24 protein-coding genes are annotated in these 26,044 nt (G+C 70.7%); 23 read left to right on the forward strand and 1 reads right to left on the reverse strand.

Annotated features, from left to right (window positions below):
• Positions 1–5: 5 nt before the first annotated feature.
• The 13 genes from ruvX (at position 6) to Mth01_RS15195 (ending at position 12,571) form a co-directional block, all read left to right on the forward strand.
• Entirely contained in the window at positions 6–518 is a 513-nt protein-coding gene (gene ruvX / locus Mth01_RS15135; RefSeq protein WP_204016486.1) for a Holliday junction resolvase RuvX, read from the forward strand.
• Positions 515–1,549 carry an endolytic transglycosylase MltG gene (gene mltG / locus Mth01_RS15140; protein WP_204016487.1) on the forward strand — a complete coding sequence of 345 codons (1,035 nt, stop codon included), beginning with the start codon at positions 515–517 and terminating at the stop codon, positions 1,547–1,549. Before ruvX ends, mltG (Mth01_RS15140) begins: the two co-directional genes overlap by 4 nt.
• Positions 1,550–1,659: 110 nt before the next feature.
• Positions 1,660–2,799, forward strand: coding sequence for an endolytic transglycosylase MltG (gene mltG, locus Mth01_RS15145; RefSeq protein WP_239089677.1), 1,140 nt, complete (start codon positions 1,660–1,662; stop codon positions 2,797–2,799).
• Positions 2,796–3,728, forward strand: a complete 933-nt coding sequence (locus tag Mth01_RS15150; protein WP_204016489.1) for a shikimate dehydrogenase — start codon at positions 2,796–2,798, stop codon at positions 3,726–3,728. The genes mltG (Mth01_RS15145) and Mth01_RS15150 overlap by 4 nt, the downstream gene beginning before the upstream one ends.
• Positions 3,729–4,026: 298 nt before the next feature.
• Positions 4,027–4,644 (forward strand): translation initiation factor IF-3, encoded by a 618-nt coding sequence (gene infC / locus Mth01_RS15155; protein ID WP_275408951.1) that lies wholly within the window; start codon positions 4,027–4,029, stop codon positions 4,642–4,644.
• Between the two features lie 159 nt (positions 4,645–4,803).
• The gene (gene rpmI, locus Mth01_RS15160) at positions 4,804–4,998 is read left to right on the forward strand and encodes a 50S ribosomal protein L35 (RefSeq protein WP_204016490.1); all 195 of its coding nucleotides are present in this window, start codon (positions 4,804–4,806) and stop codon (positions 4,996–4,998) included.
• A 22-nt stretch (positions 4,999–5,020) separates the two neighbouring features.
• Complete coding sequence (gene rplT, locus Mth01_RS15165) at positions 5,021–5,401, forward strand: 50S ribosomal protein L20 (RefSeq protein WP_055481924.1); 381 nt, start codon at positions 5,021–5,023, stop codon at positions 5,399–5,401.
• A gap of 83 nt (positions 5,402–5,484) precedes the next feature.
• A complete protein-coding gene (locus tag Mth01_RS15170) occupies positions 5,485–6,318 on the forward strand; it encodes a TrmH family RNA methyltransferase (RefSeq protein WP_407695949.1) in 834 nt (277 codons plus the stop codon).
• 165 nt (positions 6,319–6,483) lie between these two features.
• The gene (locus Mth01_RS15175) at positions 6,484–7,512 is read left to right on the forward strand and encodes a sensor histidine kinase (RefSeq protein WP_204016516.1); all 1,029 of its coding nucleotides are present in this window, start codon (positions 6,484–6,486) and stop codon (positions 7,510–7,512) included.
• A 130-nt stretch (positions 7,513–7,642) separates the two neighbouring features.
• Positions 7,643–8,743 carry a phenylalanine--tRNA ligase subunit alpha gene (pheS, locus tag Mth01_RS15180; protein ID WP_204016491.1) on the forward strand — a complete coding sequence of 367 codons (1,101 nt, stop codon included), beginning with the start codon at positions 7,643–7,645 and terminating at the stop codon, positions 8,741–8,743.
• Entirely contained in the window at positions 8,743–11,331 is a 2,589-nt protein-coding gene (locus Mth01_RS15185; protein WP_204016492.1) for a phenylalanine--tRNA ligase subunit beta, read from the forward strand. The genes pheS and Mth01_RS15185 overlap by 1 nt, the downstream gene beginning before the upstream one ends.
• A gap of 101 nt (positions 11,332–11,432) precedes the next feature.
• Complete coding sequence (locus tag Mth01_RS15190) at positions 11,433–11,918, forward strand: GNAT family N-acetyltransferase (RefSeq protein WP_204016493.1); 486 nt, start codon at positions 11,433–11,435, stop codon at positions 11,916–11,918.
• A 74-nt stretch (positions 11,919–11,992) separates the two neighbouring features.
• Positions 11,993–12,571 carry a Uma2 family endonuclease gene (locus Mth01_RS15195; protein ID WP_204016494.1) on the forward strand — a complete coding sequence of 193 codons (579 nt, stop codon included), beginning with the start codon at positions 11,993–11,995 and terminating at the stop codon, positions 12,569–12,571.
• A 527-nt stretch (positions 12,572–13,098) separates the two neighbouring features.
• Here Mth01_RS15195 and Mth01_RS15200 read toward each other — a convergent pair.
• On the reverse strand, positions 13,099–14,772 hold the full coding sequence (locus tag Mth01_RS15200; RefSeq protein WP_204016495.1) for a class I adenylate-forming enzyme family protein: 1,674 nt from the start codon (positions 14,770–14,772) through the stop codon (positions 13,099–13,101).
• A gap of 189 nt (positions 14,773–14,961) precedes the next feature.
• Between Mth01_RS15200 and argC the strand changes: the two genes are divergently transcribed.
• The 10 genes from argC (at position 14,962) to tyrS (ending at position 25,885) form a co-directional block, all read left to right on the forward strand.
• Positions 14,962–15,984 carry an N-acetyl-gamma-glutamyl-phosphate reductase gene (gene argC, locus Mth01_RS15205; protein WP_204016496.1) on the forward strand — a complete coding sequence of 341 codons (1,023 nt, stop codon included), beginning with the start codon at positions 14,962–14,964 and terminating at the stop codon, positions 15,982–15,984.
• A gap of 31 nt (positions 15,985–16,015) precedes the next feature.
• Positions 16,016–17,185, forward strand: a complete 1,170-nt coding sequence (gene argJ / locus Mth01_RS15210) for a bifunctional glutamate N-acetyltransferase/amino-acid acetyltransferase ArgJ (protein ID WP_204016497.1) — start codon at positions 16,016–16,018, stop codon at positions 17,183–17,185.
• Entirely contained in the window at positions 17,182–18,168 is a 987-nt protein-coding gene (gene argB, locus Mth01_RS15215; RefSeq protein ID WP_204016498.1) for an acetylglutamate kinase, read from the forward strand. Before argJ ends, argB begins: the two co-directional genes overlap by 4 nt.
• Complete coding sequence (locus tag Mth01_RS15220) at positions 18,165–19,358, forward strand: acetylornithine transaminase (RefSeq protein WP_204016499.1); 1,194 nt, start codon at positions 18,165–18,167, stop codon at positions 19,356–19,358. Before argB ends, Mth01_RS15220 begins: the two co-directional genes overlap by 4 nt.
• Complete coding sequence (gene argF, locus Mth01_RS15225; protein WP_204016500.1) at positions 19,351–20,328, forward strand: ornithine carbamoyltransferase; 978 nt, start codon at positions 19,351–19,353, stop codon at positions 20,326–20,328. The genes Mth01_RS15220 and argF overlap by 8 nt, the downstream gene beginning before the upstream one ends.
• Positions 20,325–20,870, forward strand: coding sequence for an arginine repressor (locus Mth01_RS15230; protein WP_204016501.1), 546 nt, complete (start codon positions 20,325–20,327; stop codon positions 20,868–20,870). The genes argF and Mth01_RS15230 overlap by 4 nt, the downstream gene beginning before the upstream one ends.
• Before the next feature lie 178 nt (positions 20,871–21,048).
• A complete protein-coding gene (locus Mth01_RS15235; RefSeq protein WP_204016502.1) occupies positions 21,049–22,242 on the forward strand; it encodes an argininosuccinate synthase in 1,194 nt (397 codons plus the stop codon).
• A 135-nt stretch (positions 22,243–22,377) separates the two neighbouring features.
• On the forward strand, positions 22,378–23,787 hold the full coding sequence (gene argH / locus Mth01_RS15240; RefSeq protein WP_204016517.1) for an argininosuccinate lyase: 1,410 nt from the start codon (positions 22,378–22,380) through the stop codon (positions 23,785–23,787).
• An 8-nt stretch (positions 23,788–23,795) separates the two neighbouring features.
• On the forward strand, positions 23,796–24,512 hold the full coding sequence (locus tag Mth01_RS15245; protein ID WP_308440802.1) for a DNA-3-methyladenine glycosylase: 717 nt from the start codon (positions 23,796–23,798) through the stop codon (positions 24,510–24,512).
• A gap of 107 nt (positions 24,513–24,619) precedes the next feature.
• Positions 24,620–25,885: a tyrosine--tRNA ligase gene (gene tyrS, locus Mth01_RS15250; protein WP_204016503.1), complete on the forward strand. Its 1,266-nt coding sequence runs from the start codon at positions 24,620–24,622 to the stop codon at positions 25,883–25,885.
• Positions 25,886–26,044: the final 159 nt, after the last annotated feature.

Consider the following 26,044-nt stretch of genomic DNA (forward strand, 5'->3'; position numbering starts at 1 on the left):
GTGTCATGAGGCATGGCGCCCGGATCGGCGTCGACGTGGGCACGGTCCGGATCGGGGTGGCCCGCAGCGACCCGTCCGGCCTGCTGGCCACGCCCGTGGAGACCGTACGGCGCGGCCGGGGAGACCTGGACAGGATCGTGGAGATCGTGGCCGAGCACGAGGCGATCGAGGTCATCGTCGGCCTGCCGACCTCGCTGTCCGGACGGGAGAGTCACGCCGCCGCGGCCGCGCGGGAGTTCGCGACCCGGCTCGCCGCGCGACTCGCCGCGGCCATCGGCCGGGCCCCCGTCCGCTTGGTCGACGAGCGGCTGACCACGGTCGCGGCCCAGCGGGGACTGCGCTCCAGCGGCGTGCGGTCGCGCGACCAGCGCAGCGTGATCGACCAGGCCGCGGCCGTCGTGTTGCTGCAGGCCGCGCTCGACGGTGAACGCGCCACCGGCCGACCGCCGGGCCGGAGGCTCGAGGACGACTCGGGCATCGATCCCGGCGAGGAAGCGAGCGGCGGGACCGGCGCGTGAGGCGTGGTCCGGTCATCGTGGCCGGAGGCGTCGCCCTGGTCACGGTGGCCGCCGTGTTCGGCGTGCGTTCCGTCCTGCGCCCCGTCCCCGATGTCGAGGACTTCGTGGGCGCAGGCTCCGGCGCGGTGATCGTGGAGATCATCCCAGGCCAGAGTGCGGGCGAGATCGGCGAGACCCTGCGGCGGGCGGGTGTGGTGGCCAGCACCCAGTCGTTCGTGCAGGCGGTCGTGGCGCGGTCCAAGGAGGGCAGCCTGCAGCCCGGCCGCTACCGCATGCGCCGGGGGATGGCGGCCGCCTCGGCGCTCGATCTCCTGCTTGCCCCGACTTCACGCGTGATGCGCACGGTGACCGTGCCCGAGGGGATGCGCCTGTCCGAGGTGCTCGCCACGCTCTCGGCCAAGTCGGACATCCCGCTGGAGGATTTCACCAGGGCCGTAGCCCGGCCGGACGGCCTGCGGCTGCCCGCGTACGCCGGGGGCGTGGTCGAGGGGTTCCTCTTCCCGGCGACCTACGAGATCACGCCGGGCACGACCGCCCAGGGACTGCTCGCCGCGATGATCGACCGGTTCCGGCAGGCGGCCCGCGACGTCCGCCTGGAGCGGCTGGCCCCCCGGTACAACCTGACGCCGCTGCAGGCCGTGACGTTGGCCAGCATCGTGCAGGCCGAGGGCGGCCGGGACTCCGACTACCCCAAGATCGCACGGGTCGTGTACAACAGGCTGCGGCGGGGCGCGAAGCTGGAGATGGACAGCACGGTCAACTACGCATTGCGCAGGCACACGCTGAAGGTCTCCGTGCAGGACACCAAGGTGGACTCGCCGTACAACACCTACGCCCGCCCGGGGTTGCCGCCGGCGCCGATCGGCAACCCGGGGGAGAGCGCCCTGCGGGCGGCCCTCCAACCGGCCAAGGGCGACTGGTACTGGTTCGTAACGACCGATCCACGGCGGAAAATCACCAAATTTACTGACAAAGAGACGGAGTTCCGGAAATATCGGGAGGAGCTGAACAGGTATCTCGGGGCGAACTAGCGTTAGTTGGTCCCGGAGGAGGACGGCCCCGACCCCCGGTTCGGTCCATCCGCTTGACGCGGGACCGTCCGGACCGGGAGATTGGCCAGCGCACTATGAATGATCTGGACATGGACTTCTTGCTAGGCGCCGAGGACGACGAGGCGCCGTCCCGCCGTCGGGCCCCCGGCAGCCGGACCCAGCAGCGTCGCAGTCGCCGGCGGCGCAAGCGGCAGCGTCGCAAGGGCTACGTCGCGACCCTGTTCGCCCTTGTGATCATCGTCGGCGTCCTGGGCGGTGCCGGATACTACGGCTTCAACTGGGTCGGCGACGTGATGATCCCGAAGGACTACACCGGCGAGGGGACCGGGGAGGTCGTCGTCGAGATCAACGAGGGGGCCACCGCCTCCGACATCGCCCAGATGCTGGAGGACGCGGGCGTCGTCGCCAGTGCCAGGGCGTTCGTCAACGCCGTCGGCGCGGCGGGCAAGAGTTCCTCACTCCAGCCGGGGCAGTACGCGATGCGCAAGGGCATGTCGGCCGCCGCCGCCCTCACCCTGCTGGACCCGAAGAACCGGGTGCTCAACAGGCTGACGATCCGCGAGGGTCTGCGCCTCAGCAAGATCTACACCGAACTGTCCACGGCCACGGGCAGGCCCGTCTCGGAGTTCCGCAAGGCCGCCAAGGAGGACCTCGGCCTTCCCTCGTACGCCAAGGGCAGGCTCGAAGGGTACGCGTTCCCCGCGACCTACGAGATCAGTCCGAAGCAGACGCCGAAGCAGACCCTGGCCAAGATGGTCGAGCGGTTCACCCAGACCGCCGAGCGCCTCGACCTCGACGTACGGGCCAAGCAACTGGGCTTCACGCCTCGCCAGATCATGATCATTGCCAGCATCGTGCAGGCCGAGTCCGGCAGCACGCAGGACATGCCCAAGGTGGCGCGGGTCATCTACAACCGGCTCGGACACAACCCGCAGATGACGCTCTCCATGGACAGCACGGTCATGTACGGCCTGGGCAAGTACGGCATCGCCGCCACGCACGCCGACCTGAAGAGCACCTCGCGGTACAACACCTACAAGTACCTCGGTCTGCCGCCCGGCCCGATCAGCAACCCGGGCGAGCACGCCATCGAGGCGGCGCTGAAGCCGGCCGACGGCAACTGGCTGTTCTTCGTGACCGTGGACCCCAAGCGGGGCATCACGAAGTTCACCGACAGCGACACCGAGCACCAGAGGTTCGTCGAAGAGCTCAACAGGAACACCCGATGACCGCGATCGCCCGCCGGGCCGCCGTGCTCGGCTCGCCCATCGCGCACTCGCTGTCCCCGGTCCTGCACCGGGCGGCCTACGCCGGGCTGGGCCTGCGTGACTGGCGCTACGACGCGATCGAGTGCGACGAGGACGGCCTGGCCGGGCTGCTCGCCACGATGGGACCGGAATGGGCGGGTCTGTCGCTCACGATGCCGCTCAAGCGCGCCGTGCTGCCCCTGCTCGACACGGTCTCCGACCTGGCCGAGGCGGTCGGCGGCGCCAACACCGTGGTCTTCAGGGACGGCGGCTTCAGGGACGGCGGCTTCAGGGACGGCGACCTCAGGGACGGCGACCTCAGGGACGGCGGCGCGCGGCATGGCGAGAACACCGACGTGTACGGCATCGTGGCGGCGCTCAACGAGGCGGGGGTGTCCGCGCCGGCGGGGGCGACGGTCCTGGGCGGCGGGGCGACCGCGGCCTCGGCGATCGCCGCCCTGCGCGAGCTGGGGCTGACCGAGGTCGCCCTCGTGGTCCGCGACCCCGCCCGTGCCGGGGAGACCCTCCGGGTGGCCGAGCGGCTCGGGATGGCGGTGACCGTGAGCGGGTTCGACCGGTTCGGCGGCGATCGGGCCGGCCGGACCCGCGTGGGGGAACTGGTGATCTCCACGCTGCCTTCCGGGGCGGCCGACCGCCTCGCCCGGGAGGTGGCCGCCGCGCTGCCGCACAAGGGCGCGCTGTTCGACGTCGTGTACTCTCCCTGGCCGACACCGTTGGCGACAGCCGTACGGGACCGGGGACTGACCGTGGTCGGCGGCTTCCCGATGCTGCTGCACCAGGCGGTCAGGCAGGTGGAGCTGATGACGGGCCGGGACGACGTCCCGGTCGAGGCGATGCGCGTCGCCGGCGAGGCCGAGATCGCGCGTCGGATCGCGGGTCGGGCCGGGTGAACCGCCGTCGCGAGGAGCGGCGGGAGGAATGCTCCGTGCGGTCTCGGCGTTGTGCTATTGTGAGTCATCGATCGGTCCGGCGCGCCGCCGGACGCGCAAGCGGAGGTCCTCCTCCCACCTGATCCACCGAAAGGTGGACGGGTCAAGGATCACACCGGAGCACCCGGCTGGGCCGGGAGTTTCGGCAAGAGCTCGGCTCAGTGACCCCGCATGCGTGACGTGCGGGGTTTTTGTGTTTCCCGCACGGTCGAGCAGCTAGCGGAAGTCTTTTGGAGGTCCCATCAGCACCGAGCCCCGCATCAACGACCGCATTCGTGTGCCCGAGGTCCGCCTCGTCGGCCCGAACGGCGAGCAGGTCGGCATCGTCTCCATCGGTGACGCCCTGAAGCTGGCGCAGGAGAGCGACCTCGACCTCGTGGAGGTCGCGGCGACGGCCCGGCCGCCGGTCTGCAAGCTCATGGACTACGGCAAGTTCAAGTACGAGTCGGCCATGAAGGCGCGAGAGGCCCGCCGCAACCAGGCGCACACGATCATAAAGGAGATCAAGCTCCGGCCGAAGATCGATCCGCACGACTACGAGACCAAGAAGGGTCACGTCGTGCGCTTCCTGAAGGCGGGAGACAAGGTCAAGGTCACGATCATGTTCCGGGGCCGCGAGCAGTCCCGTCCGGAGCTGGGGTTCCGGCTGCTCCAGCGGCTCGCCGAGGACGTCATGGAGTTGGGCTTCGTGGAGTCGCAGCCCAAGCAGGACGGCCGAAACATGATCATGGTGATCGGGCCGCACAAGAAGAAGGCCGAGGCGAAGGCCGAGAAGGCGGCGGCCAAGGCACAGCGCGGAGCGGATCCGACGGCGGAGGATTCCGCCGACGCCCAGGAACAGCCCGCGCAGGCCGTGCAGTCCGCGCAACCCGAGTGACGGCGCGTCCGGCCGGGTGAGCCGGGTCCGAGCACTCGGAAACAGACGACATATTGGATGAGCCAGGGCTGTCATGGTCCCGGCGTGGTAGATCACGCCGTCGGCCCGGAGGGTCGAGTCCGGACCGGCGGCACGGATAAGTAGGGAGAGACGGCTGACATGCCGAAGATGAAGACGCACAGCGGTGCGAAGAAGCGGTTCCGGCTGACCGGTACCGGCAAGGTCATGCGCCGCCGTGCCAACCGGCAGCACCTTTTCGAGCACAAGCCGTCCACCCGCACGCGCCGTCTCGACGGTGTGGTCGTCATGTCGGACGCCGACACCAAGAAGATCAAGAAGCTGCTCGCCAAGTAACGACCCGGGGAGATAGAACGAAATGGCACGCGTGAAGCGGGCGCTCAACGCCAAGAAGAAGCGCCGGGTCGTCCTCGAGCGGGCGAGCGGTTACCGGGGGCAGCGGTCGAGGCTGTACCGCAAGGCCAAGGAGCAGATGCTCCACTCGATGACCTATGCGTACCGTGACCGCAAGGACAAGAAGGGCGCGTTCCGCCGTCTGTGGATCCAGCGGATCAACGCGGCCGCGCGCCTCAACGGCATGACCTACAACCGGTTCATCCAGGGCCTGCGCCTCGCCGGCATCGAGGTGGACCGCAAGATCCTGGCCGACCTCGCGGTGAACGACGCGCAGACCTTCGCCACGCTGGTCGAGTCCGCCAAGAAGGCGCTCCCGGCCGACGTGAACGCACCGGTCGCCTGAACCGGCCACCTGAACTCGAGGGCTCACCGTCGTCCGGTGGGCCCTCGGTCATGTTGAGGGGAAACGAGGGATCCGAGGTGGTCATGGCGGAGATCACGAATATCAGGTCGCCGCGGGCCAAGGCCGCGCGCAGACTGGTCAAGCGAGCCTTCCGCGATCGAGACCGGGCGTTCCTCGCCGAGGGACCGCAGGCGGTCCGCGAGGCACTGGCGGTCGAGGGCGCGACGGTCGAACTGTTCGCGACCACCGAGGCGCGGACGCGGCACGCCGACATCGTGGGCGCCGCCGCGGCGGCGGGTGTCCCGGTCCATCGGGCCAGCGGCGAGGTCATGGCCGAGCTGACCCAGACCGTCACGCCGCAGGGCATCGTCGCCGTGTGCCGGTTCGTCCACGTCCCGCTCGCTGAGGCGGTGCCGTCCGGCGCCCGGCTCGTGGCCGTGCTCGCCCACGTCCGCGACCCCGGCAACGCGGGCACGGTCCTGCGTACGGCGGACGCCGCGGGAGCGGACGCCGTGGTGTTCAGTGGCGCCTCGGTCGATCCCTACAACGGCAAGTGCGTCCGGGCCAGTGCCGGGAGCCTGTTCCACCTCCCGGTCGCGACCGGCGCCCCGGTGGCCGAGGCCGTACGGCAGGTGCGCGAGGCGGGGCTGCGGGTGCTCGCCGCCGACGGCGCGGGCACCCGGACGCTCGACGATGCCGACCTGTCCCGGCCGACGGCGTGGGTGTTCGGGAACGAGGCATGGGGGCTGCCGGCCGAGCTGCTCGATCTCGCGGACGAGGTGGTGCGGGTGCCCATTTACGGCCGGGCCGAAAGCCTCAATCTCGCCACCGCGGCGGGTGTTTGCCTCTACGCTTCCGCGCGAGTTCAACGGCAGACATTACACGCTGTAGAAGAACCCACTACCCGGCGCGGTTGACCCTGCCGACATTCCCAGGAATCCCGCTATTGTCGGCGGGCAGGACCCAGGCGGAAGTCCCTGGCGGAAGTCCCAGGCGGAAGTCAAGGAGGCGCTCTCGTGCGATGTGACGACACCCCAGGCGGCACCCGGGATCGGGCCGACCAGGGGAGTGCGCACATCGACATGGACGAGCTTCCCGACGGGCTGGTCGTGGTCGACGTCGACGGCGTCGTGCTCGGCGTGAACCGGGCCGCGGAGCGGCTGACCGGGGTGACGCGCGAGGCGGCGACCGGCCGGCACATCAGCGACACCCTCCCGTTACGTGACGCGGACGGCCGTGACTGGTGGAAATGCCTGGACCCGCATGGCGGACTGGCTACCCGCAGCCGTCAGCCGGAGCGCCCGCTGCATCTGCCGGGCCGCCCGGAACTCCTGGCCGTCACGCGCCTCGTCCGCAGTCCCGAGCGCGGCGGCCCGGTCGTCCGGATCGTGCTCACGCTCAGGGACGCCTCGGCCAGGGCCCGTCTCGAGCGCAGCCGGGCCGACCTCGTGTCCACCGTCGCCCACGAGCTCAGATCGCCGCTGACCAGCGTCAAGGGGTTCACCGCCACGCTGCTTGGGAAGTGGGAGCGCTTCTCCGACGCGCAGAAGCTCGTCATGCTGGAGACGGTGAACGCCGACGCCGACCGGGTCACCCGGTTGATCACCGAACTTCTCGACGTGTCCAGGATCGAGTCCGGCCGGCTGCAGATTCACCGCCAGATCGTCGACATTCCGGCGCGTGCCCGCCGGATCATCGCCGGCCGCGTGGCGGCGGGGGAGCGGGAGGAGCGCTTCCGCCTGGAGGTCCGCGGCGAGTTGCCCGAGACCTGGCTCGACCAGGACAAGATCGACCAAATCCTCGGCAACCTGGTGGAAAACGGGCTGCGGCACGGACGCGGTACGGTGACCATAGTGGTGGAGCCGGTCGAGTGGGGAGTGGCGGTGTCGGTACGCGACGAGGGTGAGGGCGTGGCGCCCGAGCTGGTCGGGCGTGTCTTCCGCCAGTTCTGGCGCGGCAACGGGCGTCGCCGGGGAGGCACCGGGCTCGGCCTGTTCATCGTCAAGGGCCTTGTGGAGGCCCACGGCGGCACGATCAGCGTGCAGCGCGCGCCCGGCGGTGGCGCCGAGTTCCGATTTATCTTGCCCGCCGGCGCCCCCGACTTCGGTTGACGGCCCGGTGGGCTGATCGGACAGTGTCCCAGCTGTCAAGATCCGTCCGGGACGGAGACTGACGGCCAGGGCACTAGACTCGACTCCGCCGAGCGCCCGGCGCTCGCCGCCCTGGATACGGAGCTTTCTCTTGTCGAACACCTATGACCCGGTCGAGGTGACGCCGTTGCACGCGGACGAGGTCGCGCGGGCGCAGGACGATGCGCTCGCCGCCATCGCCACGGCGAAAGACCTCGACGAACTCAAGCAGGCCCGGCTCGCGCACGCCGGAGACAGATCGCCCGTCGCGCTCGCCAACCGCGAGATCGGCGCGCTACCGCCCGCCGCGCGGTCCGAGGCGGGCAAGCGGATCGGCGCCGCACGCAAGGCCATCGGCGAGGCGCTGGCCGCCCGCCAGGTCGAGTTGGAGGCCGAACGCGACGCCCGCGTCCTCATCGAGGAGACCGTCGACGTCACATTGCCGTGGGACCGCGGGCCCCGCGGCGCCCGGCACCCGCTCACCACACTGCAGGAGCACGTCGCCGACGCGTTCGTCGCGATGGGCTACGAGGTCGCGGAGGGCCCCGAGCTCGAGGGTGAGTGGTTCAACTTCGACGCGCTGAACATCGCGCCCGACCACCCGGCCCGCTCCGACCACGACACGTTCTTCGTGGAGAGCACCGAGTCGGGCAAGGTGCTGCGCACCCAGACCTCGCCGGTGCAGATCCGCGCGCTGCTGTCGCGTCCGCTGCCGGTCTACGTGGTCTCGCCGGGCAAGACTTTCCGCACCGACGAGCTCGACGCCACCCACACGCCGGTCTTCCACCAGGTGGAGGGCCTGGCGGTCGACAAGGGGCTGACGATGGCTCACCTGAAGGGCACGCTCGACAGGTTCGCCGAGGTGATGTTCGGCACGGGCATCGACACCCGGTTCCGGCCGAACTACTTCCCCTTCACCGAGCCGTCGGCCGAGCTCGACCTGCGCTGCTTCGTCTGCCGCGGCGCTTCGGCGGCGCCCGGCAACCCGCCGTGCCGTACGTGCAAGGGCGAGGGCTGGATCGAGTGGGGCGGCTGCGGCATGGTCAACCCGCGCGTGCTGCTCGCCTGCGGGGTCGACCCGTCCGTCTACTCCGGTTTCGCCTTCGGCATGGGCATCGAGCGCACGCTGATGTTCCGGCACAACGCCGAGGACATGCGCGACATGGTCGAGGGCGACATCCGGTTCACCCTGCCGTTCGGGATGGAGGTCTGATGAGGGTCCCGCTCTCCTGGCTGCGGGAGTACGTCGATCTTCCCGCGGTCACCGCCCACGAGGTGGCGGACAAGCTCACCGCCGCCGGTCTCAAGCTGGAGGCCATCACCTCGTACGGCCACGAGATCAAGAACGTGGTCGTCGGCCGGGTCCTCGAGATCGAGGAGCTGACCGGGTTCAAGAAGCCCATCCGGCACTGCAAGGTCGAGGTCGGGGAGGCCGCGCCGCGTGAGATCGTGTGCGGCGCGACCAACTTCTCGGAGGGCGCGGTCGTGCCGGTCGCGCTGCCCGGCGCCGTCCTGCCCGGCGGGTTCGAGATCGGCTCCCGCAAGACCTACGGGCGGATGTCGGACGGCATGATCTGCTCGGAGGCCGAGCTCGGCATCGCCGAGTCCTCCCCGGGAATTCTGCTGCTGCCGCAGGACACCCCGATCGGGGCCGACGTGGTCGAACTGCTCGGCCTGCGCGACGACGTGCTGGAGCTGGAGGTCACCCCCGATCGGGGGTACGCGCTGTCGATCCGCGGCGTGGCGCGCGAGGCGGCCATCGCGTTCGGCGTGCCGTTCCGCGATCCCGCCCAGATCGAGGTGCCCGCCGCCGATGGCGAGTCGTGGCCGGCGTCGATCGCCGACCCCACCGCCTGCGACCGGTTCGTGCTGCGCGCCGTCACCGGGTTCGACCCCGCCGCCGAGAGCCCGCTGTGGATGCGGGTGCGACTGGCGCGCGCCGGCATGCGGCCGGTCTCGCTCGCCGTCGACGTGACGAACTACGTGATGCTGGAACTCGGCCAGCCGCTGCACGCCTTCGACCGTTCCCGCCTGACGGGCGAGATCGTCGTACGGCGCGCCCGGCCGGGGGAGAGCCTGGAGACGCTCGACCATGTGGTGCGTGAGCTCCACGAGGAAGACATCCTGATCACCGATGACTCCGGGCCGATCTCGATGGCCGGCACGATGGGCGGCCTGCACACCGAGATCTCCGACGTCTCCACCGGCATCGTGATCGAGGCCGCGCACTTCTCCGCGACCGGCATCGCCAGGGAGTCGCGCCGGCACAACCTGGTGAGCGAGGCCTCCAAGCGGTTCGAGCGCGGCGTCGACCGCGAACTGCCGCTGGCCGCCTCCTGGCGTGCCGTACGACTCCTCGTCGAGCTGGGCGGGGCCACCGTCGAGCCCGGGGTGACCCACGCCCGGGTCGAGCCCGCCCCGGTACGGATCGCGATCCCCGTCGGCCACCCCGGCCGCGTCGCCGGTCTGCCGTATTCGCGAGAGACCGTGATCCGCAGGCTGGAGCAGATCGGCTGCGCCGTGGCCGAAGGGGCGCAGGAGCCGTCCGGTACCGAGCTGTCCGGCGCCGGGACGGGCGGCGTCGCCGCCACCGGAGTGGTGTCGAGCGGCGACCTGGCCGACAAGCTCGCCGTCCCCGGCGACGACCTGATCACGGTCACTCCACCGAGTTGGCGGCCCGACCTGACCGACCCGAACGATCTCGCCGAGGAGGTCATCCGGCTGGAGGGCTACGAGCACCTCCCGTCGGTGCTGCCCGCCGCCCCGGCCGGCGCCGGGCTGACCGAGGAGCAGCGGCTGCGCCGCAAGGTGGGCCGGGCGCTGGCGATGTCGGGGTACGTCGAGGTGTTGTCGTATCCGTTCATCGGCGGCCGCGACCTCGACAACCTGCAACTGGCCGCCGGCGACGCGCGCCGCTGGGTCACCAGGCTGGTCAACCCGCTGAGCGAGGACGAGCCGTTCATGCGGACCACGCTGCTGCCGGGCCTGCTGAAGACCCTGGTACGCAACGTGGGTCGTGGCTTCACCGACGTGGCGCTGTTCGAGACCGGCCTGGTCTACCGGCCGGAGCCGGACGCGCCGGCCACGGCGCCGGTGCTCGCGGTCGACCGCAGGCCGTCCGACGAGGAGCTCGCCCGGATCGAGAGGGCGCTGCCGAGGCAGCCGCACCACGTGGCCGTGGTCCTCGCGGGAGAGCTCGAGCGCTCCGGATGGTGGGGCGAGGGCCGCCAGGCCACCTGGGCCGACGCGATCGAGGCGGCTCGCGTCGTCGCCCGCGAGGCCGGGATCGAGATCCAGGTCCGGGCCGGCCGGCACGAGCCGTGGCATCCCGGACGGTGCGCGGAGCTGAGCATCACCGACTCGGGCACCGGTGAGCGCGTCGTGGTCGGCCACGCGGGCGAGCTGCACCCGCGTGTCGTCGAGGCGTACGGCCTGCCGCCCCGCACGGCCGCGATGGAGCTGGAGTTGTCGTTGCTCCGGCCGCCGGGCCCGGTTCAGGCGCCCGCGGTGTCCGCCTACCCGGTGGCCACCCAGGACGTCGCGCTGATCGTCCCGGCTGAGACGCCGGTCGCCGAGGTGGCGGCCGCGCTCGGCGAGGGCGCGGGCGAGTTGCTGGAGTCGGTCCGGCTGTTCGACGTGTACCAGGGCCCGCAGGTCGGCGCGGGCAGCAAGTCGCTCGCCTACACGCTGCGCTTCCGGGCCGCCGACCGGACGCTCACGGTCGAGGAGACCACCGCGGCCCGCGACGCCGCGGTCTCCCTGGCCGCCGACCGGACCGGGGCCCGGCTCCGCGGAGCCTGACCCGCCAACCTGAACGACGGGGCCGTACGGCAGGACGGACAGCGCGGCGGGCGCCGGAAAATCAATCGGCGCCCGCCGGTGTCCGTCAGTACCCTCGGCGGATGGAGATCAGAACCGCCACCGACGAGGACTGGCCCGACATCCATCCCTTCTACTCCGCGATCATCGATGCGGGGCGCACTTACGCTTTCCCCGAGGGGCAGACCCTCGAAGAGGCCCGGCCGTGGTGGATGGAACCGCCCCCGGGGCAGACCGTGATCGCGGTCGAGGACGGTGTGATCCTCGGCTCGGCGAAGATGGGGCCCAACCGGCCCGGTCGCGGCGCACACGTGGCCACCGCGTCGTTCCTCGTCGACCCGGCCCGGCAGGGCAGGGGGGTGGGCCGCGCTCTCGGTCGCCATGTCGTCGACTGGGCGCGTGCCGAGGGCTACCGGGGCATCCAGTTCAACGCGGTAGTCGAGGTCAACGACCCCGCCGTGCACCTGTGGAAGTCTCTCGGCTTCGAGATCATCGGTACCGTGCCGGAGGCGTTCGACCATCCCGAGCACGGTTTCGTGGGGCTGCACGTGATGTATCACCGGCTCTGACCCGTTCCGGAAATTTCCATACCTTTCGGTGACTGCGATGTTACGCTCAGTAGATCTGAATTCCTGGAGGAGTCGTGAGCGTTGCCGCGGTGGTCCACCACCTGCTTCCGGACGCCGAGATCGGCGGATCGCCGTGCCCCCCGGTCGATCACAACGAAATGGTCAGAGACGTCGAGAAGGTCTTCTCCGCTGCGGAGACCGGCAGGACCGGTTCCGAGTGGCAGGCCGTTCACGCGGCCGACCTCAACCTGGCCGACATCGGGGACGGGCGCACTCCCGACCTGCTCGTGGTCGACGGGGGGACGCTCGTGGAGGCCCGGAAACAGCGCACGCGGCACCTGCTCCCCGCACAGGTGGTCATGGTCATGGAGGTCACCTCGCGGGGGAACGCGGTGGATGAGCTGCCGCACCCGGGGACGCTGCGTTCCCCACTGACCACGGGGAGCCGGTACGCCCGGAGCGGGATCCCGCATTACCTACTGGTGGACCGCGATCCCCGGGTGGCTAGAGTGCTGCTCTACGCCGATCCCGACCGGGAGCAGGGGACCTACGGCATGCTCGCCGGTGTGTGGGACTTCGGCCAGACGGTCGAGCTCCCCGAGCCGTTCGGCGTGGAGATCTCGACGAAGCTCTGGGAGCCCTGGCAGATCTGACGCCCGGATGAGGGTCCCCGTCGGAGTTTCGGACGTGGCTCTCGCGATCGCGGAAAAATGCGGCGACCTTGAGCCGGTGCTATCGTTTTCAATTATCTAGAAGAAATCTAGAATTCGATGTGATGCAGGTCACATCCGCCATTGTGGACATGGTTTGCGGATTCTGTATAGATTTCGATTGCTTTCTTTCGGAGAGCGTTCCAGCGATGGCGCAGCCGAGTCATGGGGGGCTTGCTGGAGCGGAATGCGGGCGTTAGAGGTACGGCTCTCCTGTTGGATCGGGAGCCGTACCAGCCCGCTTTCCTGGCAGTCTCACGGCCGCTCGAAGCGGCGAATCATCAGGTGAGGCAATCTTCTGCGATTCGGCCGGGATTCGCGGCCCTCGAAATTCCTTCGTCACCATCCGTTTCTCTGAATGGTATTGCGCCGGGCCGGCCGGGCGTTGTTTTCAGTGTGTCGAGCAGCGTGGTGGTGTTGCCCGGGTCGGGGCCGTCGTCGAAGGTCAGGCCGACGTATCCGGCAGGGACTCACCGGCCGAGGGTCTCCTGCCTGAGCAGGGTCTTGAGGACCTTGCCGCCGGGGTTGCGCGGCAGCTCGGCATCGCGGAACCAGAACCGGATCGGCACCTTGAAGGCCGCCAGTCGTCCGCGCAGGAACTCCCGCAGTTCCTCGGTGGACGCCGCCGAGCCCGGCCTGATCCGTACGACGGCCCCGACCTGCTCGCCGAGCTCATCGTCCGGGATGCCGATGACCGCGGCGTCGTCCACCGCCGGGTGTTCGAACAAGGCCGCCTCGACCTCGGCGCAGTAGACGTTCTCGCCACCGCGGATCACCATGTCCTTCGCTCGGTCGACGACGTAGACGAAGCCCTCCTCGTCGATCCTGGCGAGATCGCCGGTGTGCAGCCAGCCGTCCACGAACGTCTCGGCGGTCGCCCCTGGCCGGTTCCAATACCCCATGATCACGATCGGTCCGCGGACGCACAGCTCGCCGACCTGACCCGGGGGCAGCTCCTCACCGAGCGGGTCGCAGACCTTGACATCCACCACCGGGAGCGGATGGCCGATGCTGTCGGGCCTGGCGAGGTAGTCTCCGCCGCTGTTGTAGATGGCCAGCGCCGACGTCTCGGTCATGCCGTACCCGTTGGACGGGGTCCGGCCCGGGAGCAGCTCGGTGACCCGTTCCAGCAGCTTGGGCGGGGCCGGCGCGCCCCCGTAGGAGATCGACCCGAGCGACGAGATGTCACGGCCGTGAAGGGACGGGTGCGACAGGAGTTGCCAGGCGCTGGTCGGCACACCGGTCATCCCGGTGACCTTCTCGCGCTCGATCAACTCGAGCGCGACGCCGGCGTCCCACTTGTACATGAGCACCAGCCCGCCGCCGCTGAACATCGTGGTCAGCAGCACGGCGAAGCACCCGGTGGCGTGGAACAGCGGGACGGCGAGGAGGGTGCTGGTGCGTTTGCCCGCGGCGCCCGCCGGGTCCTGGCCGGAGAGCGCGACGCCGCGCATCGTCGCGTAGGCCACGGTCATCGGCGCCTGGCCGAGGTTGAGGTTGCTGCCGAGCGCGCCCTTGGGCCGGCCGGTGGTCCCGGAGGTGTAGAAGATCGTGGCGGGGTCCTCGGGGCCGACCTCGACCGTCGGCAGTGTCACATCGGCCCGCACCTCGCCGAGCACCTCGGCCCAGCTCGCCCAGTCGGCGCGGTCGGCGCCGGCGCCCCGCGTGACGATCACGGGAAGCCCCGCGCCGGACAGCCGCTCGGCGCGCTCTCCGTCGGCGATCACGACCTTGGCCCCCGAGTCGGCCAGGCCGTACGTCAGTTCCTGCTCCGTCCACCACGCGTTCAACGGTACGGCGACCGCCCCGACGGCCAGGGTGGCGGAGAAGGAGACGATCCACTCGGGGTAGTTCCGCATGGCGATGGCCACCCGGTCGCCCTTGCGTACGCCGTAGTCGTCAACCAGGCGGTGCGCCAGCGTCGCCGCCAGGCGGAAGTGCTCCTCGTACGTGTACCGCTCATCGGAGTAGACCACGAAGACCTTGTCGCCATGGAACCGGGTGATCTCCAGCAGCGCCCGGAAGGTCGAGGGGGCGTGCTTCCACGTACGGATCTTGTGACCGCCGACCTCGGCCTCTTCCATCTCGAAGAGCTGTCCGGGGGCGGTGAGCTGGGCCTGGACCTGTTCCCTGGTGATCGTCATCGTCGGGCGCTCCCGGGTCGTCGTTCGCCGAAATATCACGATACCGACCGGTAGGTACGCAGGCCAGGTGTCCGCTCAGCGAGACGGTGGTTGCATGATCATGCTGTCGGTTGCATACTTTCCATGTAAGCAATTTCATGAGCAGTACCGCATAGCCATGCAGAAGCCATCTAAAGGCTGGGGGACGGGATGAAAGCGGCGGTCGCCGGGGCGAGCGGGTACGCGGGGGGCGAGCTGCTCAGGCTGCTGCTCGGCCACCCGTCCATCGGCATCGGCACGCTCACCGCGGGGTCGAGCGCGGGGACCCGCCTCGGCGAGCACCAGCCTCACCTGCCCACGCTCGCCGACCGGATCATCGAGGAGACCACGCCGGAGGCGCTGAGCGGCCACGACGTCGTCTTCCTCGCCCTCCCGCACGGCCAGTCCGCCGACCTCGCCGCCCGGCTCGGACAGGACACGCTGATCGTCGACTGTGGCGCCGACTTCCGCCTCACCAGCGCCGCGGACTGGACGCACTTCTACGGCGGCGAGCACGCCGGCGCCTGGCCGTACGGCCTGCCGGAGCTGCCGGGCCGGCGTGAGCGGCTGCGCGGCGCGCGCAGGATCGCGGTCCCCGGCTGCTACCCGACCGCGGCGACGCTCGCGCTGTTCCCGGCGTTCGCGGCCGGCCTGGCCGAGCCCGACGTCGTCGTGGTCGCGGCGAGCGGCACCTCCGGCGCCGGCCGCTCCCTCAAGCCGAACCTGCTGGGCAGCGAGGTCATGGGCTCGGTCAGCGCGTACGGCGTGGGCGGTGTCCACCGGCACACCCCCGAGATGGAGCAGAACCTGACGGCGGTGGCCGGGCGGCCGGTCCGGGTGTCGTTCACCCCGACGCTCGCGCCGATGAGCCGCGGCATCCTCGCCACCTGTACGGCTCCCGCCACGCCCGGCGTCACCGCCGCCGCGCTCCGGGAGGCGTACGAGACGGCAGTGAAGGACGAACCGTTCCTGCGCCTGCTGCCTGAGGGCGTCTGGCCCGCCACCGCGATGACGGTCGGCGCCAACACGGCCGCCCTGCAGGTCACGCTGGACGAGCGGGCGGGCCGGATCGTCGCCGTCGCCGCGATCGACAACCTCACCAAGGGCACGGCGGGCGGCGCGATCCAGAGCGCCAATCTCGCCCTTGGCCTTCCAGAAGAACTCGGCCTTCCCCTGAACGGAGTCGCCCCTTGATCACAGAGCCGGTCTCAACCGAGGAGCAGCCATGAGCGTGACAGCACCGCAGGGGTTCCGGGCGGCCGGCGTGGCCGCGGGGATCAAGAGCGGCGGTGCCCGTGACCTGGCCATCGTCATCAACGACGGCCCGTCGTGCGCCGCGGCCGGCGTCTTCACCCGAAACCGGGTCAAGGCGGCGCCCGTGCTGTGGTCGGCGCAGGTCCTGAGCGGCGGCCGGGTCCGGGCCGTGGTGCTCAACTCGGGCGGCGCCAACGCCTGCACCGGTCCGCTCGGCTTCCAGGACACCCACGCCACCGCGGAGAAGACCGCCGAGGTCCTGGGCGGCAGCGCCCCTGGGATCGGGGCCGCGGAGATCGCGGTCTGCTCGACCGGCCTGATCGGCGAGCGGCTGCCGATGGACGCGCTGCTGGCCGGGGTCGACATGGCCGCCGCCCAGCTTTCGCGCGACGGCGGCCTGGCGGCCGCCGATGCGATCAGGACGACCGACACCGTCAGCAAGATCTCGTTCCGCCGAGGGGACGGCGGATACATGGTCGGCGGCATGGCCAAGGGCGCGGGCATGCTCGCGCCGGCCCTCGCCACCATGCTCTGCGTGATCACCACCGACGCCGACGTCAGCGCCGAGGACCTGGACGTGGTGCTGCGCGACGCCACCGCCGTGACGTTCGACCGGCTCGACACCGACGGCTGCATGTCGACCAACGACACCGTGCTGCTGCTGGCCAGCGGCGCCTCGGGGGTGCGGCCGGACCTCGCCGAGCTCGGGAAGGTCGTCACCGCCGTCTGCGCCGACCTCGCCCGCCAGCTTCTGGTCGACGCCGAGGGCGCGACCAAGGCCATCGCGATCGAGGTGGTCGGGGCGGCCTCGGAGCACGACGCGGTGACCGTGGGCCGGGCCGTGGCCCGCTCCAACCTGCTCAAGTGCGCGATCCACGGGGAGGACCCCAACTGGGGCAGGGTGGTCAGCGCGGTCGGCACCACCGACGCCGCCTTCGAGCCCGAGCGGCTCAACGTCGCGATCAACGGCATCTGGATCTGCCGCGGCGGCGCGGCCGGTGACGACCGTTCGAAGGCGGACCTGCGCCCCCGCGACGTGACCATCACCGTCGACCTGTCCGCCGGATCGCACTCCGCGACCGTCCACACGACGGATCTCACCGCGGCGTACGTCCACGAGAACTCGGCGTACTCGTCATGACCGCCCCCCTCACCGACGCGAGCGCGCGGCTGGGCGGCGCGCTGGACAAGGCGCACACCCTGATCGAGGCGCTGCCCTGGCTGGCGCGCTTCCACGGCGAGACCATCGTCATCAAGTACGGCGGAAACGCCATGACCGAGGAGCACCTGCGCGCGAAGTTCGCCGCCGACGTGGTGTTCCTCAGGTACGCCGGGCTCAGGCCGGTGATCGTCCACGGCGGCGGCCCGCAGATCCAGGCCCACCTCGACCTGCTCGGGATCGACAGCCATTTCGTGTCCGGCCTGCGGGTCACCACGCCGGAGGCCATGCGGGTCGTCCGGATGGTCCTGGCGGGCCAGGTCAACCGGGACGTGGTCGGCCTGATCAACCGGCACGGGCCGTTCGCGGTCGGCATGTCGGGCGAGGACGCCCACCTGTTCACCGCTGAGCGCAAGCACGCGGTCGTCGACGGCGTCAAGGTCGACATCGGTCAGGTGGGTGAGATCGTCCGGGTGGACGCGGGAGCCGTACGGGCACTGCTCGACGACGGGCGGATCCCCGTGGTGTCGTCGATCGCCCGCGCCGACCTCGACGCCGGGCAGTACGGGCAGGACGGGCAGGACGGGGCGGACGGGGTGGACGCCGGCGCCGACGTCTACAACGTCAACGCCGACACCGCGGCGGCCGCGCTCGCCGTGGCGCTCGGCGCGGCCAAGCTGATCGTGCTGACCGACGTGGAGGGCCTGTACGCGGACTGGCCCAGCAGTGACGAGGTGATCAGCCGGATCGGCGCGACGGACCTGGCCGAGTTGCTGCCGTCGCTGTCCAGCGGCATGGTGCCGAAGATGGAGGCCTGCCTGTCGGCCGTCCGCGGCGGGGTGCCGCAGGCGCACGTCCTCGACGGGCGGGTGGCCCACGCGCTGCTATTGGAGATCTTCACCGACCAGGGCATCGGCACGATGGTGGTGCCCGGCACCGACGAGAGCGAGGAGGAGGCCAGATGAGTACGCGCACTGAGGCGCTGAGCGAGCGCTTCGAGACGGCGTTCATGCCCAACTACGGCGTGCCGCCCGTGGCGATCGCCCGGGGCGAGGGCAGCGTCGTGTGGGACGTCGACGGCCGCCGCTACCTCGACCTCATCGGCGGCATCGCGGTGACGTCGCTCGGCCACGGCCATCCCGCCCTGGTCGAGGCGGTCTCCCGCCAGGTCGCCGTCCTCGCCCACACCTCGAACCTGTTCCTCCACGAGCCCGAGGTGCTGCTGGCCGAGCGGCTGATCGGTCTGCTGGGCGGGCCGGCGAAGGTGTTCCTGGCCAACTCCGGCACCGAGGCCAACGAGGCGGCGCTGAAGCTCGCCATCAAGTACGGCAGGGCACACGGCAGGAGCTACTTCGTCGCCGCCGAGATGGGCTTCCACGGCCGGACCCTCGGCGCGTTGTCGCTCACCGGCAAGGCCTCGATCCGCGACCAGTTCGGCCCGTTCCCGATCGACGTGCGCTTCGTGCCGTACGGCGACGCGGACGCGTTGAAGAACGCGGTGACCGGCGACTGCGCGGCGGTGTTCCTGGAGCCCACCCAGGGTGAGGCCGGGGTCGTGCCGCCGCCGGACGGATATTTCGCGGCCGCCCGGGAGATCTGCTCCTCGGCGGGCGCGCTGCTCGTCGCCGACGAGATCCAGTCGGCCATCGGGCGGACCGGCCACTGGTTCGCCCACCAGGCGGAGGGTGTGCTGCCCGACGTGCTGACGCTGGCCAAGGGACTCGGCGGCGGCATGCCGATCGGCGCGTGCATCGGCTTCGGCGAGGCGGGCACGATCTTCGAGAAGGGCGACCACGGTTCGACCTTCGGCGGCAACCCGGTGTCGTGCGCCGCCGCGCTCGCCGTGCTCGACACGATCGAGCGTGAGGGCCTGCTGGAGCACGTCGAGGCCGTGGGACGGCGGCTCGCCGACGGGATCGCGGCCATCTCACACCCGCTGCTGAAGGGGGTCCGGGGCCGAGGGCTCTGGCTGGCCGCCGTGCTGACCTCGGCCAGGGCCGGTCAGGTGCAGGCGGCGGCGCAGGAGGCCGGCTTCCTGGTGAACGCCGTGCAGCCCGACGCCGTACGGCTCGCCCCTCCGTTGGTCGTCACCGAAGCAGAGGTGTCGAGCTTCCTCGACGCGTTCCCCGCCATCCTGGAGGCCGCCGATGTCTGAGGTCAGGCACTTCCTGCGAGATGACGATCTGTCGCCGGAGGAGCAGGCGCGGGTGCTCGACCTCGCCGAGGCGATGAAGCGGGACCGCGCCGCCACCCAGGGCCGGCGCAGCCGCTACCGGCCGTTCGAGGGCCCGCAGACCGTGGCCGTGCTGTTCGACAAGGCCTCCACCCGTACCAGGCTCTCGTTCAGCGTCGGCGTCACCGAGCTCGGCGGCCAGCCGCTGGTCATGGACCTGGGCACCTCGCAGATGGGCCGCGGCGAGCCGATTGAGGACACCGCCCGCGTGCTGTCACGCCAGGTGGCGGCGATCGTGTGGCGGACCGGGGGGCAGGAGCGCATCGAGGCGATGGCGTCGGCGTCCTCGGTCCCGGTGGTGAACGCGCTGACCGACGAGTTCCATCCCTGCCAGATCCTCGCCGACCTGCTCACGGTCCGTGAGCACCGGGGCGCCCTGCGCGGGGTGTCCCTGGCCTACCTCGGGGACGGGGCGAACAACATGGCGCACTCCTACCTGCTGGGCGGGGCCACGGCCGGCATGCACGTGCGGATCGGCACCCCGGCCGGATACACGCCGGACGCCGTCGTCGTGCAGCGTGCGGCGCGGATCGCGGCGGAGACGGGAGGCTCGGTGACGGTGGTCAGCGATCCGGAGGCGGCGGTCGCCGGCGCCCACGTCGTCGCCACGGACACCTGGGTGTCGATGGGCCAGGACGGCAAGGAGGAGCGGGTCGCCGCTTTCGGCCCCTACCAGGTGAACGCGAAGCTGCTCGAACTGGCCGCGCCGGACGCGATCGTGCTGCACTGCCTGCCGGCCTACCGGGAGATGGAGATCACCGCCGAGGTGATCGACGGCCCGCGCAGCGTGGTGTGGGACGAGGCGGAGAACCGGCTGCACGCGCAGAAGGCCCTGCTCCACTGGCTGGCCACGGGCGGCTGCGCGGAGACGGGCGGTGGGGAGGCGTCGTGACCATCCCGCTCACCAAGGCGGCGCGGCACGCCCGCATCGTCGAACTGCTGACCAGGCACAAGGTCCGCTCGCAGCCGGAGTTGGCCCGGCTGCTCGCGGAGGGCGGCGTGGAGGTCACGCAGGCCACCCTCTCGCGGGACCTCGACGAACTCGGTGCGCTGAAGCTGCGAGCGGACGACGGCACGCTGGTCTACGCGCTGCCCGGCGAGGGCGGGGGGCGGATCCCGCTCTACCGGACCGGCGTGCCGAACGGCTCGGCGGAGAATCCGGACGCGCGGCTGCGCAGGATCGCCGAGGAGCTCCTGGTGTCGGCCGAGGCCTCGGCCAACCTGGTGATCCTCCGTACGCCTCCGGGGGCGGCGCAGTTCCTCGCCTCGGCCATCGATCACGCGGACTGGGAGTCGATCCTCGGCACGGTGGCCGGCGACGACACGATCCTGGTGATCAGCCGGGATCCCGCGGGGGGCGACGCCCTGGCCAGGTTGCTGCTCAACATGGCCACCCCGGCCGGCACCCCCCGCCGCCCACCACCCCCACCGTGACCACCGTGGACCACGTGACCACCGTGATGACCACGCCGTGATCTTGCGAATGCTCGCAGCCGGTGCCGCTGACCTGCGCCTCGGCAGTTTGTGATCTTGCAGTTTCTCCGAGAGATGCCGCACCACCTGCGCGAACACCCTCCGTGATCTTGCAGTTGCAATGGGAAAAGAGAAATTCATGAGCGACAGGGTTGTACTCGCCTACTCCGGTGGCCTCGACACAAGCGTGGCCATCCCGTTCCTGGCCGAGAAGACCGGCGCCGAGGTCATCGCCGTCGCCATCGACGTCGGCCAGGGCGGCGAGAACATGGACGTCATCCGGCAGCGGGCGCTCGACTGCGGCGCCGTCGAGTCGGTCGTCGTGGACGCCCGTGAGGAGTTCGCACGGGACTTCTGCGTCCCCGCCCTGCAGGCGAACGCGCTCTACATGGACCGCTACCCGCTGGTCAGCGCGCTGTCGCGGCCGCTCATCGTCAAGCACCTCGCCGCGGCGGCCAAGGAGTTGGGCGGCACGCAGGTGTCGCACGGCTGCACCGGGAAGGGCAACGACCAGGTCAGGTTCGAGGCCGGCCTGGCCGCGCTCAACCCCGACCTGAAGGTCATCGCCCCGGCTCGCGACTACGCCTGGACCCGCGACAAGGCCATCGCCTTCGCCGAGGAGAAGGGCCTGCCGATCGACGTCACCAAGAAGTCGCCGTACTCGATCGACCAGAATCTCTGGGGCCGCGCCGTCGAGACCGGCTTCCTCGAGGACATCTGGAACGGCCCGATCGAGGACGTCTACGACTACACCGCCGACCCCGCCGTGCCACGCGAGCCCGACGAGGTCGTGATCACCTTCGCGCGGGGCGTCCCCGTGGCGCTCGACGGGCGGACGCTGTCGCCGTACGAGATCATCGCCGAGCTCAACCGGCGGGCCGGCGCCCAGGGGGTCGGGCGGCTCGACATGGTCGAGGACCGGCTCGTCGGCATCAAGTCACGCGAGGTGTACGAGGCGCCCGCCGCGATCGCGCTGATCACGGCCCACATGGAGCTGGAGAACGTCACGGTCGAGCGTGACCTCGCCCGGTTCAAACGGTCGGTCGACCAGCGGTGGGGCGAGCTGGTCTACGACGGCCTGTGGTTCTCGCCGCTCAAGCGGGCCCTCGACGCGTTCATCGCCGACGCGCAGCGCCACGTGTCCGGCGAGATCCGGCTCGTGCTGCACGGCGGGCGCGCCGTGGTGACCGGGCGCCGGTCCGACGACTCGCTGTACGACTTCTCGCTCGCCACGTACGACACCGGTGACGCCTTCGACCAGTCGCTGGCCAAGGGCTTCGTACAGCTCTGGGCGCTGCCCAGTAAGATCGCCGCCGCAAGGGACGTGCGCTAGCGCGGCACGGCCGTACGGCACGGCCCAGGCCTCGCGTATTGTCCATACGCCCCGGTCCCCCGGCTGCGGAGCCGGGGCGTACGTCAGCTAACAGCATCATGTCGGAGGGAGAAGACGGTGGCGGACAACAAGCCGATGCGGCTGTGGGGCGGCAGATTCGAGGGGGGACCCTCGGACGCGCTCACACGCCTGTCGGTGAGCGTGCAGTTCGACTGGCGGCTGGCGCCGTACGACCTGCTCGCCTCGCGCGCGCACGCCCGGGTGCTGCACCGCGCCGGGCTCCTCGCGCAGGACGAACTCGACCGTATGCTCGGCGCGCTCGACGACCTGGACCAGGCATGCCGGAACGGGGAGTTCCGTCCCACCGTCGCCGACGAGGACGTGCACACCGCGCTCGAACGCGGCCTGCTCGAACGCCTCGGCACGCTCGGCGGCAAGCTGCGCGCCGGTCGCAGCCGCAACGACCAGATCGCCACCGACCTGCGGCTCTACCTGCGTGACCATGTGCGCACGATCGTCTCCCGGCTCGTGGAGCTGGAGACGGCGCTGATCGGCCAGGCGGAGGAGCACGCCGAGACCGCCGCCCCGGGCATGACCCACCTGCAGCACGCGCAGCCGGTGGCGTTCGGCCACCAACTGCTCGCGCACGCTCACGCGCTGACCAGGGACGTGGACCGGCTGCGCGACTGGGACCGGCGGGCCGCGGTGTCGCCGCTCGGGTCCGGCGCGCTCGCCGGGTCCTCGCTGCCGCTCGACCCCGCCGCGGTCGCCGCCGAGCTCGGGTTCGACTCCGCCGCGCCCAACTCGATGGACGCGGTCGCCGACCGCGACTTCGCCGCCGAGTTCCTGTTCTGCGCCGCCATGATCGGAGTGCACATCTCCCGGCTCGGCGAGGAGCTCGTGCTGTGGGCGTCGCAGGAGTTCCGCTGGATCGAGGTGGACGACGCCTACTCCACCGGCTCATCGATCATGCCGCAGAAGAAGAACCCGGACGTGGCCGAGCTGGCCAGGGGCAAGAGCGGCCGCCTGATCGGGTCGCTGATGTCCCTGCTGACCACGCTGAAGGGCCTGCCGCTGACCTACAACCGGGACCTCCAGGAGGACAAGGAACCCGTGTTCGACGCCGTCGACACGCTGCTGCTCGTGCTGCCCGCGGTGTCGGGGATGGTGTCGACCATGCGGGTGAACAAGGCGAAGCTGGAGGCGAGCGCCCCCGACGGGTTCGCCCTCGCCACCGACCTCGCCGAGCTGCTGGTCCGCCAGGGTGTTCCGTTCCGGGAGGCACATGAGGCGGTCGGCCACCTCGTGGTGTGGTGCCAGGTGAACGACAAGGACCTCGGCGAGCTGACCGACGAGGAGCTGGCGAAGGTCTCCCCGTACTTCGCCTCCGGGCCGGACGGTAGTGTCCGGGACGTACTGAACGTGCAGGGCGCCCTGGCCGCGCGTGCCGCGCGCGGCGGCACCGCCCCCGACCGGGTCCGGGACCAGATCGCCGCGCTGCGTGAGACGGTCGACGATCAGGCGGCCTGGGCGAACGAGAGCTGAGGGAGAGTTTGGACGGGCGAGGATTGGACGAGGCGGGACCGGACCTGCCCGGGGTGGGTGGCCTCTTCGGCCGCCCGCTCGATCGGGCCTTCTTCGATCGTCCCTCCTGCGAGGTCGCGCCCGACCTGCTCGGCCGCGTGATCGCCCATGGGCCCGTGGCCGTACGGTTGACCGAGGTCGAGGCGTACGGCGGGCCCGGGCAGGACCCGGCGTCGCACACCTACCGGGGTCGTACGCCGCGTAACTCGGTCATGTTCGGCGAGCCGGGACATGTGTACGTGTACTTCACGTACGGCATGCACTTCTGCGCGAACCTCGTCTGCCTGCCCGAGGATGTGGGTTCGGCCGTGCTGATGCGGGCCGGTGAGGTGATCGCGGGAGCCGACGTGGCCCGTTCCCGCCGCCTCGCGGGAGGGAACGGGACGAACGGGTCGTCCGCGGGCCGTACGGCGCGGACCGTCCCCGACCGCGATCTGGCGAGGGGCCCGGCGCGGCTCGCGGTGTCCCTGGGCCTGGTCCGGGAGCACAACGGCCTGGACTGCTGCTCGGCCGGCGGGCGGATCCGGGTCTTCGAAGGGGCGCCGGTCGACCCGTCGCTGGTCAGGACCGGGCCCCGCACGGGGGTCGCGGCCGGAGCCGAGACCCCCTGGCGGTTCTGGATCGACGGCGACCCCACGGTGTCGCCCTATCGCCCGCACGTACGGCGTCAGCGCACCCGGGTTTGATCCGCCGCCTGCCTCGGCCGTAGGCGAGTGGCGATAGGGTTTCCTGGTCAGGCAGGCTGGTACGGGGGCGTAAGCCGTACATCCATCGATTAGCGAAAGCCAGGGCAGTGACAGACTTCCTCGATGAGCTTGAATGGCGCGACGTCACCGCGCAGACCACCGATGCCGACGCACTGCGGAAGGCACTGGCCGAGGGACCGATCACCGTCTATGCGGGCTTCGACCCGACCGCGCCTTCGCTCCACGTGGGAAACCTGGCCACGCTGCTGATCCTCACCCGCTTCCAGCGGGCCGGTCACCGGCCCATCGGTCTGGTCGGCGGCGCGACCGGCCTCATCGGTGACCCGAGCGGACGCAGCACCGAGCGCGCGCTGAACTCGGAGGACGTCGTCGCGGAGTGGGTGTCGCGGATCCGGGTGCAGGTCGAGAAGTTCCTCTCGTTCGAAGAGGGACCGACGGCCGCGTCCCTGGTCAGCAACCTTGACTGGACGGCCGGGCTGTCGGCGATCGAATTCCTGCGTGACGTCGGTAAGCACTTCCCGGTCAACCGCATGCTGGCCAGGGAGTCGGTGTCGGCCAGGCTGGCGGGGGAGGGGCTCAGCTACACGGAGTTCAGCTACCAGATCCTCCAGGCCAACGACTACCTGGAGCTGTACCGCCGGCACGGCTGCACGCTGCAGGTCGGCGGCAGCGACCAGTGGGGGAACATCACCGCGGGTGTCGACCTCATCCGCCGTGTCGAGGGCGCGCACGTCCACGCCTACACCGGAAAGCTGATCACGAAGGCCGACGGCACCAAGTTCGGCAAGACGGCCGGCGGCGCCGTCTGGCTGGATCCCGCCCTCACGTCGCCGTACGCGTTCTACCAGTACTGGCTGAACGCCGACGACCGCGACGTCGCCCGCTTCCTCAAGGTCTTCACCTTCCGCTCGCGTGAGGAGATCGACGAGTTGGAGAAGGCCGTGGCCGAGCGTCCGGCGGCGCGGCAGGCTCAGCGCGCTCTGGCCGAAGACCTGACCACCCTGGTCCACGGCGAAGCCGAACTGGCCCGGGTCGTCGCCGCATCCCGGGCGCTGTTCGGGCAGGGATCACTCGCCGAACTCGACGCCCGGACCCTCGAGTCGGCGCTGGCCGAGGTCCCGAAGGCCGCCGTATCCGCGCTGGGCGCGACGTACGTCGACCTGCTGACCGAAAGCGGCCTGGTCGAGTCGAAGTCGGCCGCGCGGCGCGCGGTCAAGGAGGGCGGCGCCTACCTCAACAACGTGAAGATCACGGACGAGGAGTACGTGCCGACCGGCGATGATCTGCTCCAGGGGCGCTTTCTCGTGCTCAGGCGCGGCAAGAAGACCATCGGCGGCGTCGAGGTCGCCTGATCCGCGGTGTTGCCGTGGTCGGGTCGGGTGAGGCGGGGACGGGTGGGCTGCTCGTCCCTGCCTCACGTCCGTGCCCGGGGGGGAATGTCGTCGCGGGTCGGCGTGTTGTCATCCACGGTGCCCGATAGGTGTGACACGGCTTGGTCGTTGGGCGTTGTC

It is taken from the genome of Sphaerimonospora thailandensis, assembly GCF_016863115.1.
Lineage (GTDB): Bacteria > Actinomycetota > Actinomycetes > Streptosporangiales > Streptosporangiaceae > Sphaerimonospora > Sphaerimonospora cavernae.

What these genes read in the sequence shown, in the direction of transcription:
- ruvX (WP_204016486.1), top strand. Translation starts at nt 6, where the DNA reads ATGAGGCATGGCGCCCGGATCGGCGTCGACGTGGGCACGGTCCGGATC.
- mltG (WP_239089677.1), top strand. Translation starts at nt 1,660, where the DNA reads ATGGACTTCTTGCTAGGCGCCGAGGACGACGAGGCGCCGTCCCGCCGT.
- Mth01_RS15150 (WP_204016489.1), top strand. Translation starts at nt 2,796, where the DNA reads ATGACCGCGATCGCCCGCCGGGCCGCCGTGCTCGGCTCGCCCATCGCG.
- rpmI (WP_204016490.1), top strand. Translation starts at nt 4,804, where the DNA reads ATGCCGAAGATGAAGACGCACAGCGGTGCGAAGAAGCGGTTCCGGCTG.
- rplT (WP_055481924.1), top strand. Translation starts at nt 5,021, where the DNA reads ATGGCACGCGTGAAGCGGGCGCTCAACGCCAAGAAGAAGCGCCGGGTC.
- Mth01_RS15170 (WP_407695949.1), top strand. Translation starts at nt 5,485, where the DNA reads ATGGCGGAGATCACGAATATCAGGTCGCCGCGGGCCAAGGCCGCGCGC.
- Mth01_RS15175 (WP_204016516.1), top strand. Translation starts at nt 6,484, where the DNA reads ATGGACGAGCTTCCCGACGGGCTGGTCGTGGTCGACGTCGACGGCGTC.
- Mth01_RS15185 (WP_204016492.1), top strand. Translation starts at nt 8,743, where the DNA reads ATGAGGGTCCCGCTCTCCTGGCTGCGGGAGTACGTCGATCTTCCCGCG.
- Mth01_RS15190 (WP_204016493.1), top strand. Translation starts at nt 11,433, where the DNA reads ATGGAGATCAGAACCGCCACCGACGAGGACTGGCCCGACATCCATCCC.
- Mth01_RS15200 (WP_204016495.1), bottom strand. Translation starts at nt 14,772, where the DNA reads ATGACGATCACCAGGGAACAGGTCCAGGCCCAGCTCACCGCCCCCGGA.
- argC (WP_204016496.1), top strand. Translation starts at nt 14,962, where the DNA reads ATGAAAGCGGCGGTCGCCGGGGCGAGCGGGTACGCGGGGGGCGAGCTG.
- argJ (WP_204016497.1), top strand. Translation starts at nt 16,016, where the DNA reads ATGAGCGTGACAGCACCGCAGGGGTTCCGGGCGGCCGGCGTGGCCGCG.
- argB (WP_204016498.1), top strand. Translation starts at nt 17,182, where the DNA reads ATGACCGCCCCCCTCACCGACGCGAGCGCGCGGCTGGGCGGCGCGCTG.
- Mth01_RS15220 (WP_204016499.1), top strand. Translation starts at nt 18,165, where the DNA reads ATGAGTACGCGCACTGAGGCGCTGAGCGAGCGCTTCGAGACGGCGTTC.
- argF (WP_204016500.1), top strand. Translation starts at nt 19,351, where the DNA reads ATGTCTGAGGTCAGGCACTTCCTGCGAGATGACGATCTGTCGCCGGAG.
- Mth01_RS15235 (WP_204016502.1), top strand. Translation starts at nt 21,049, where the DNA reads ATGAGCGACAGGGTTGTACTCGCCTACTCCGGTGGCCTCGACACAAGC.
- argH (WP_204016517.1), top strand. Translation starts at nt 22,378, where the DNA reads ATGCGGCTGTGGGGCGGCAGATTCGAGGGGGGACCCTCGGACGCGCTC.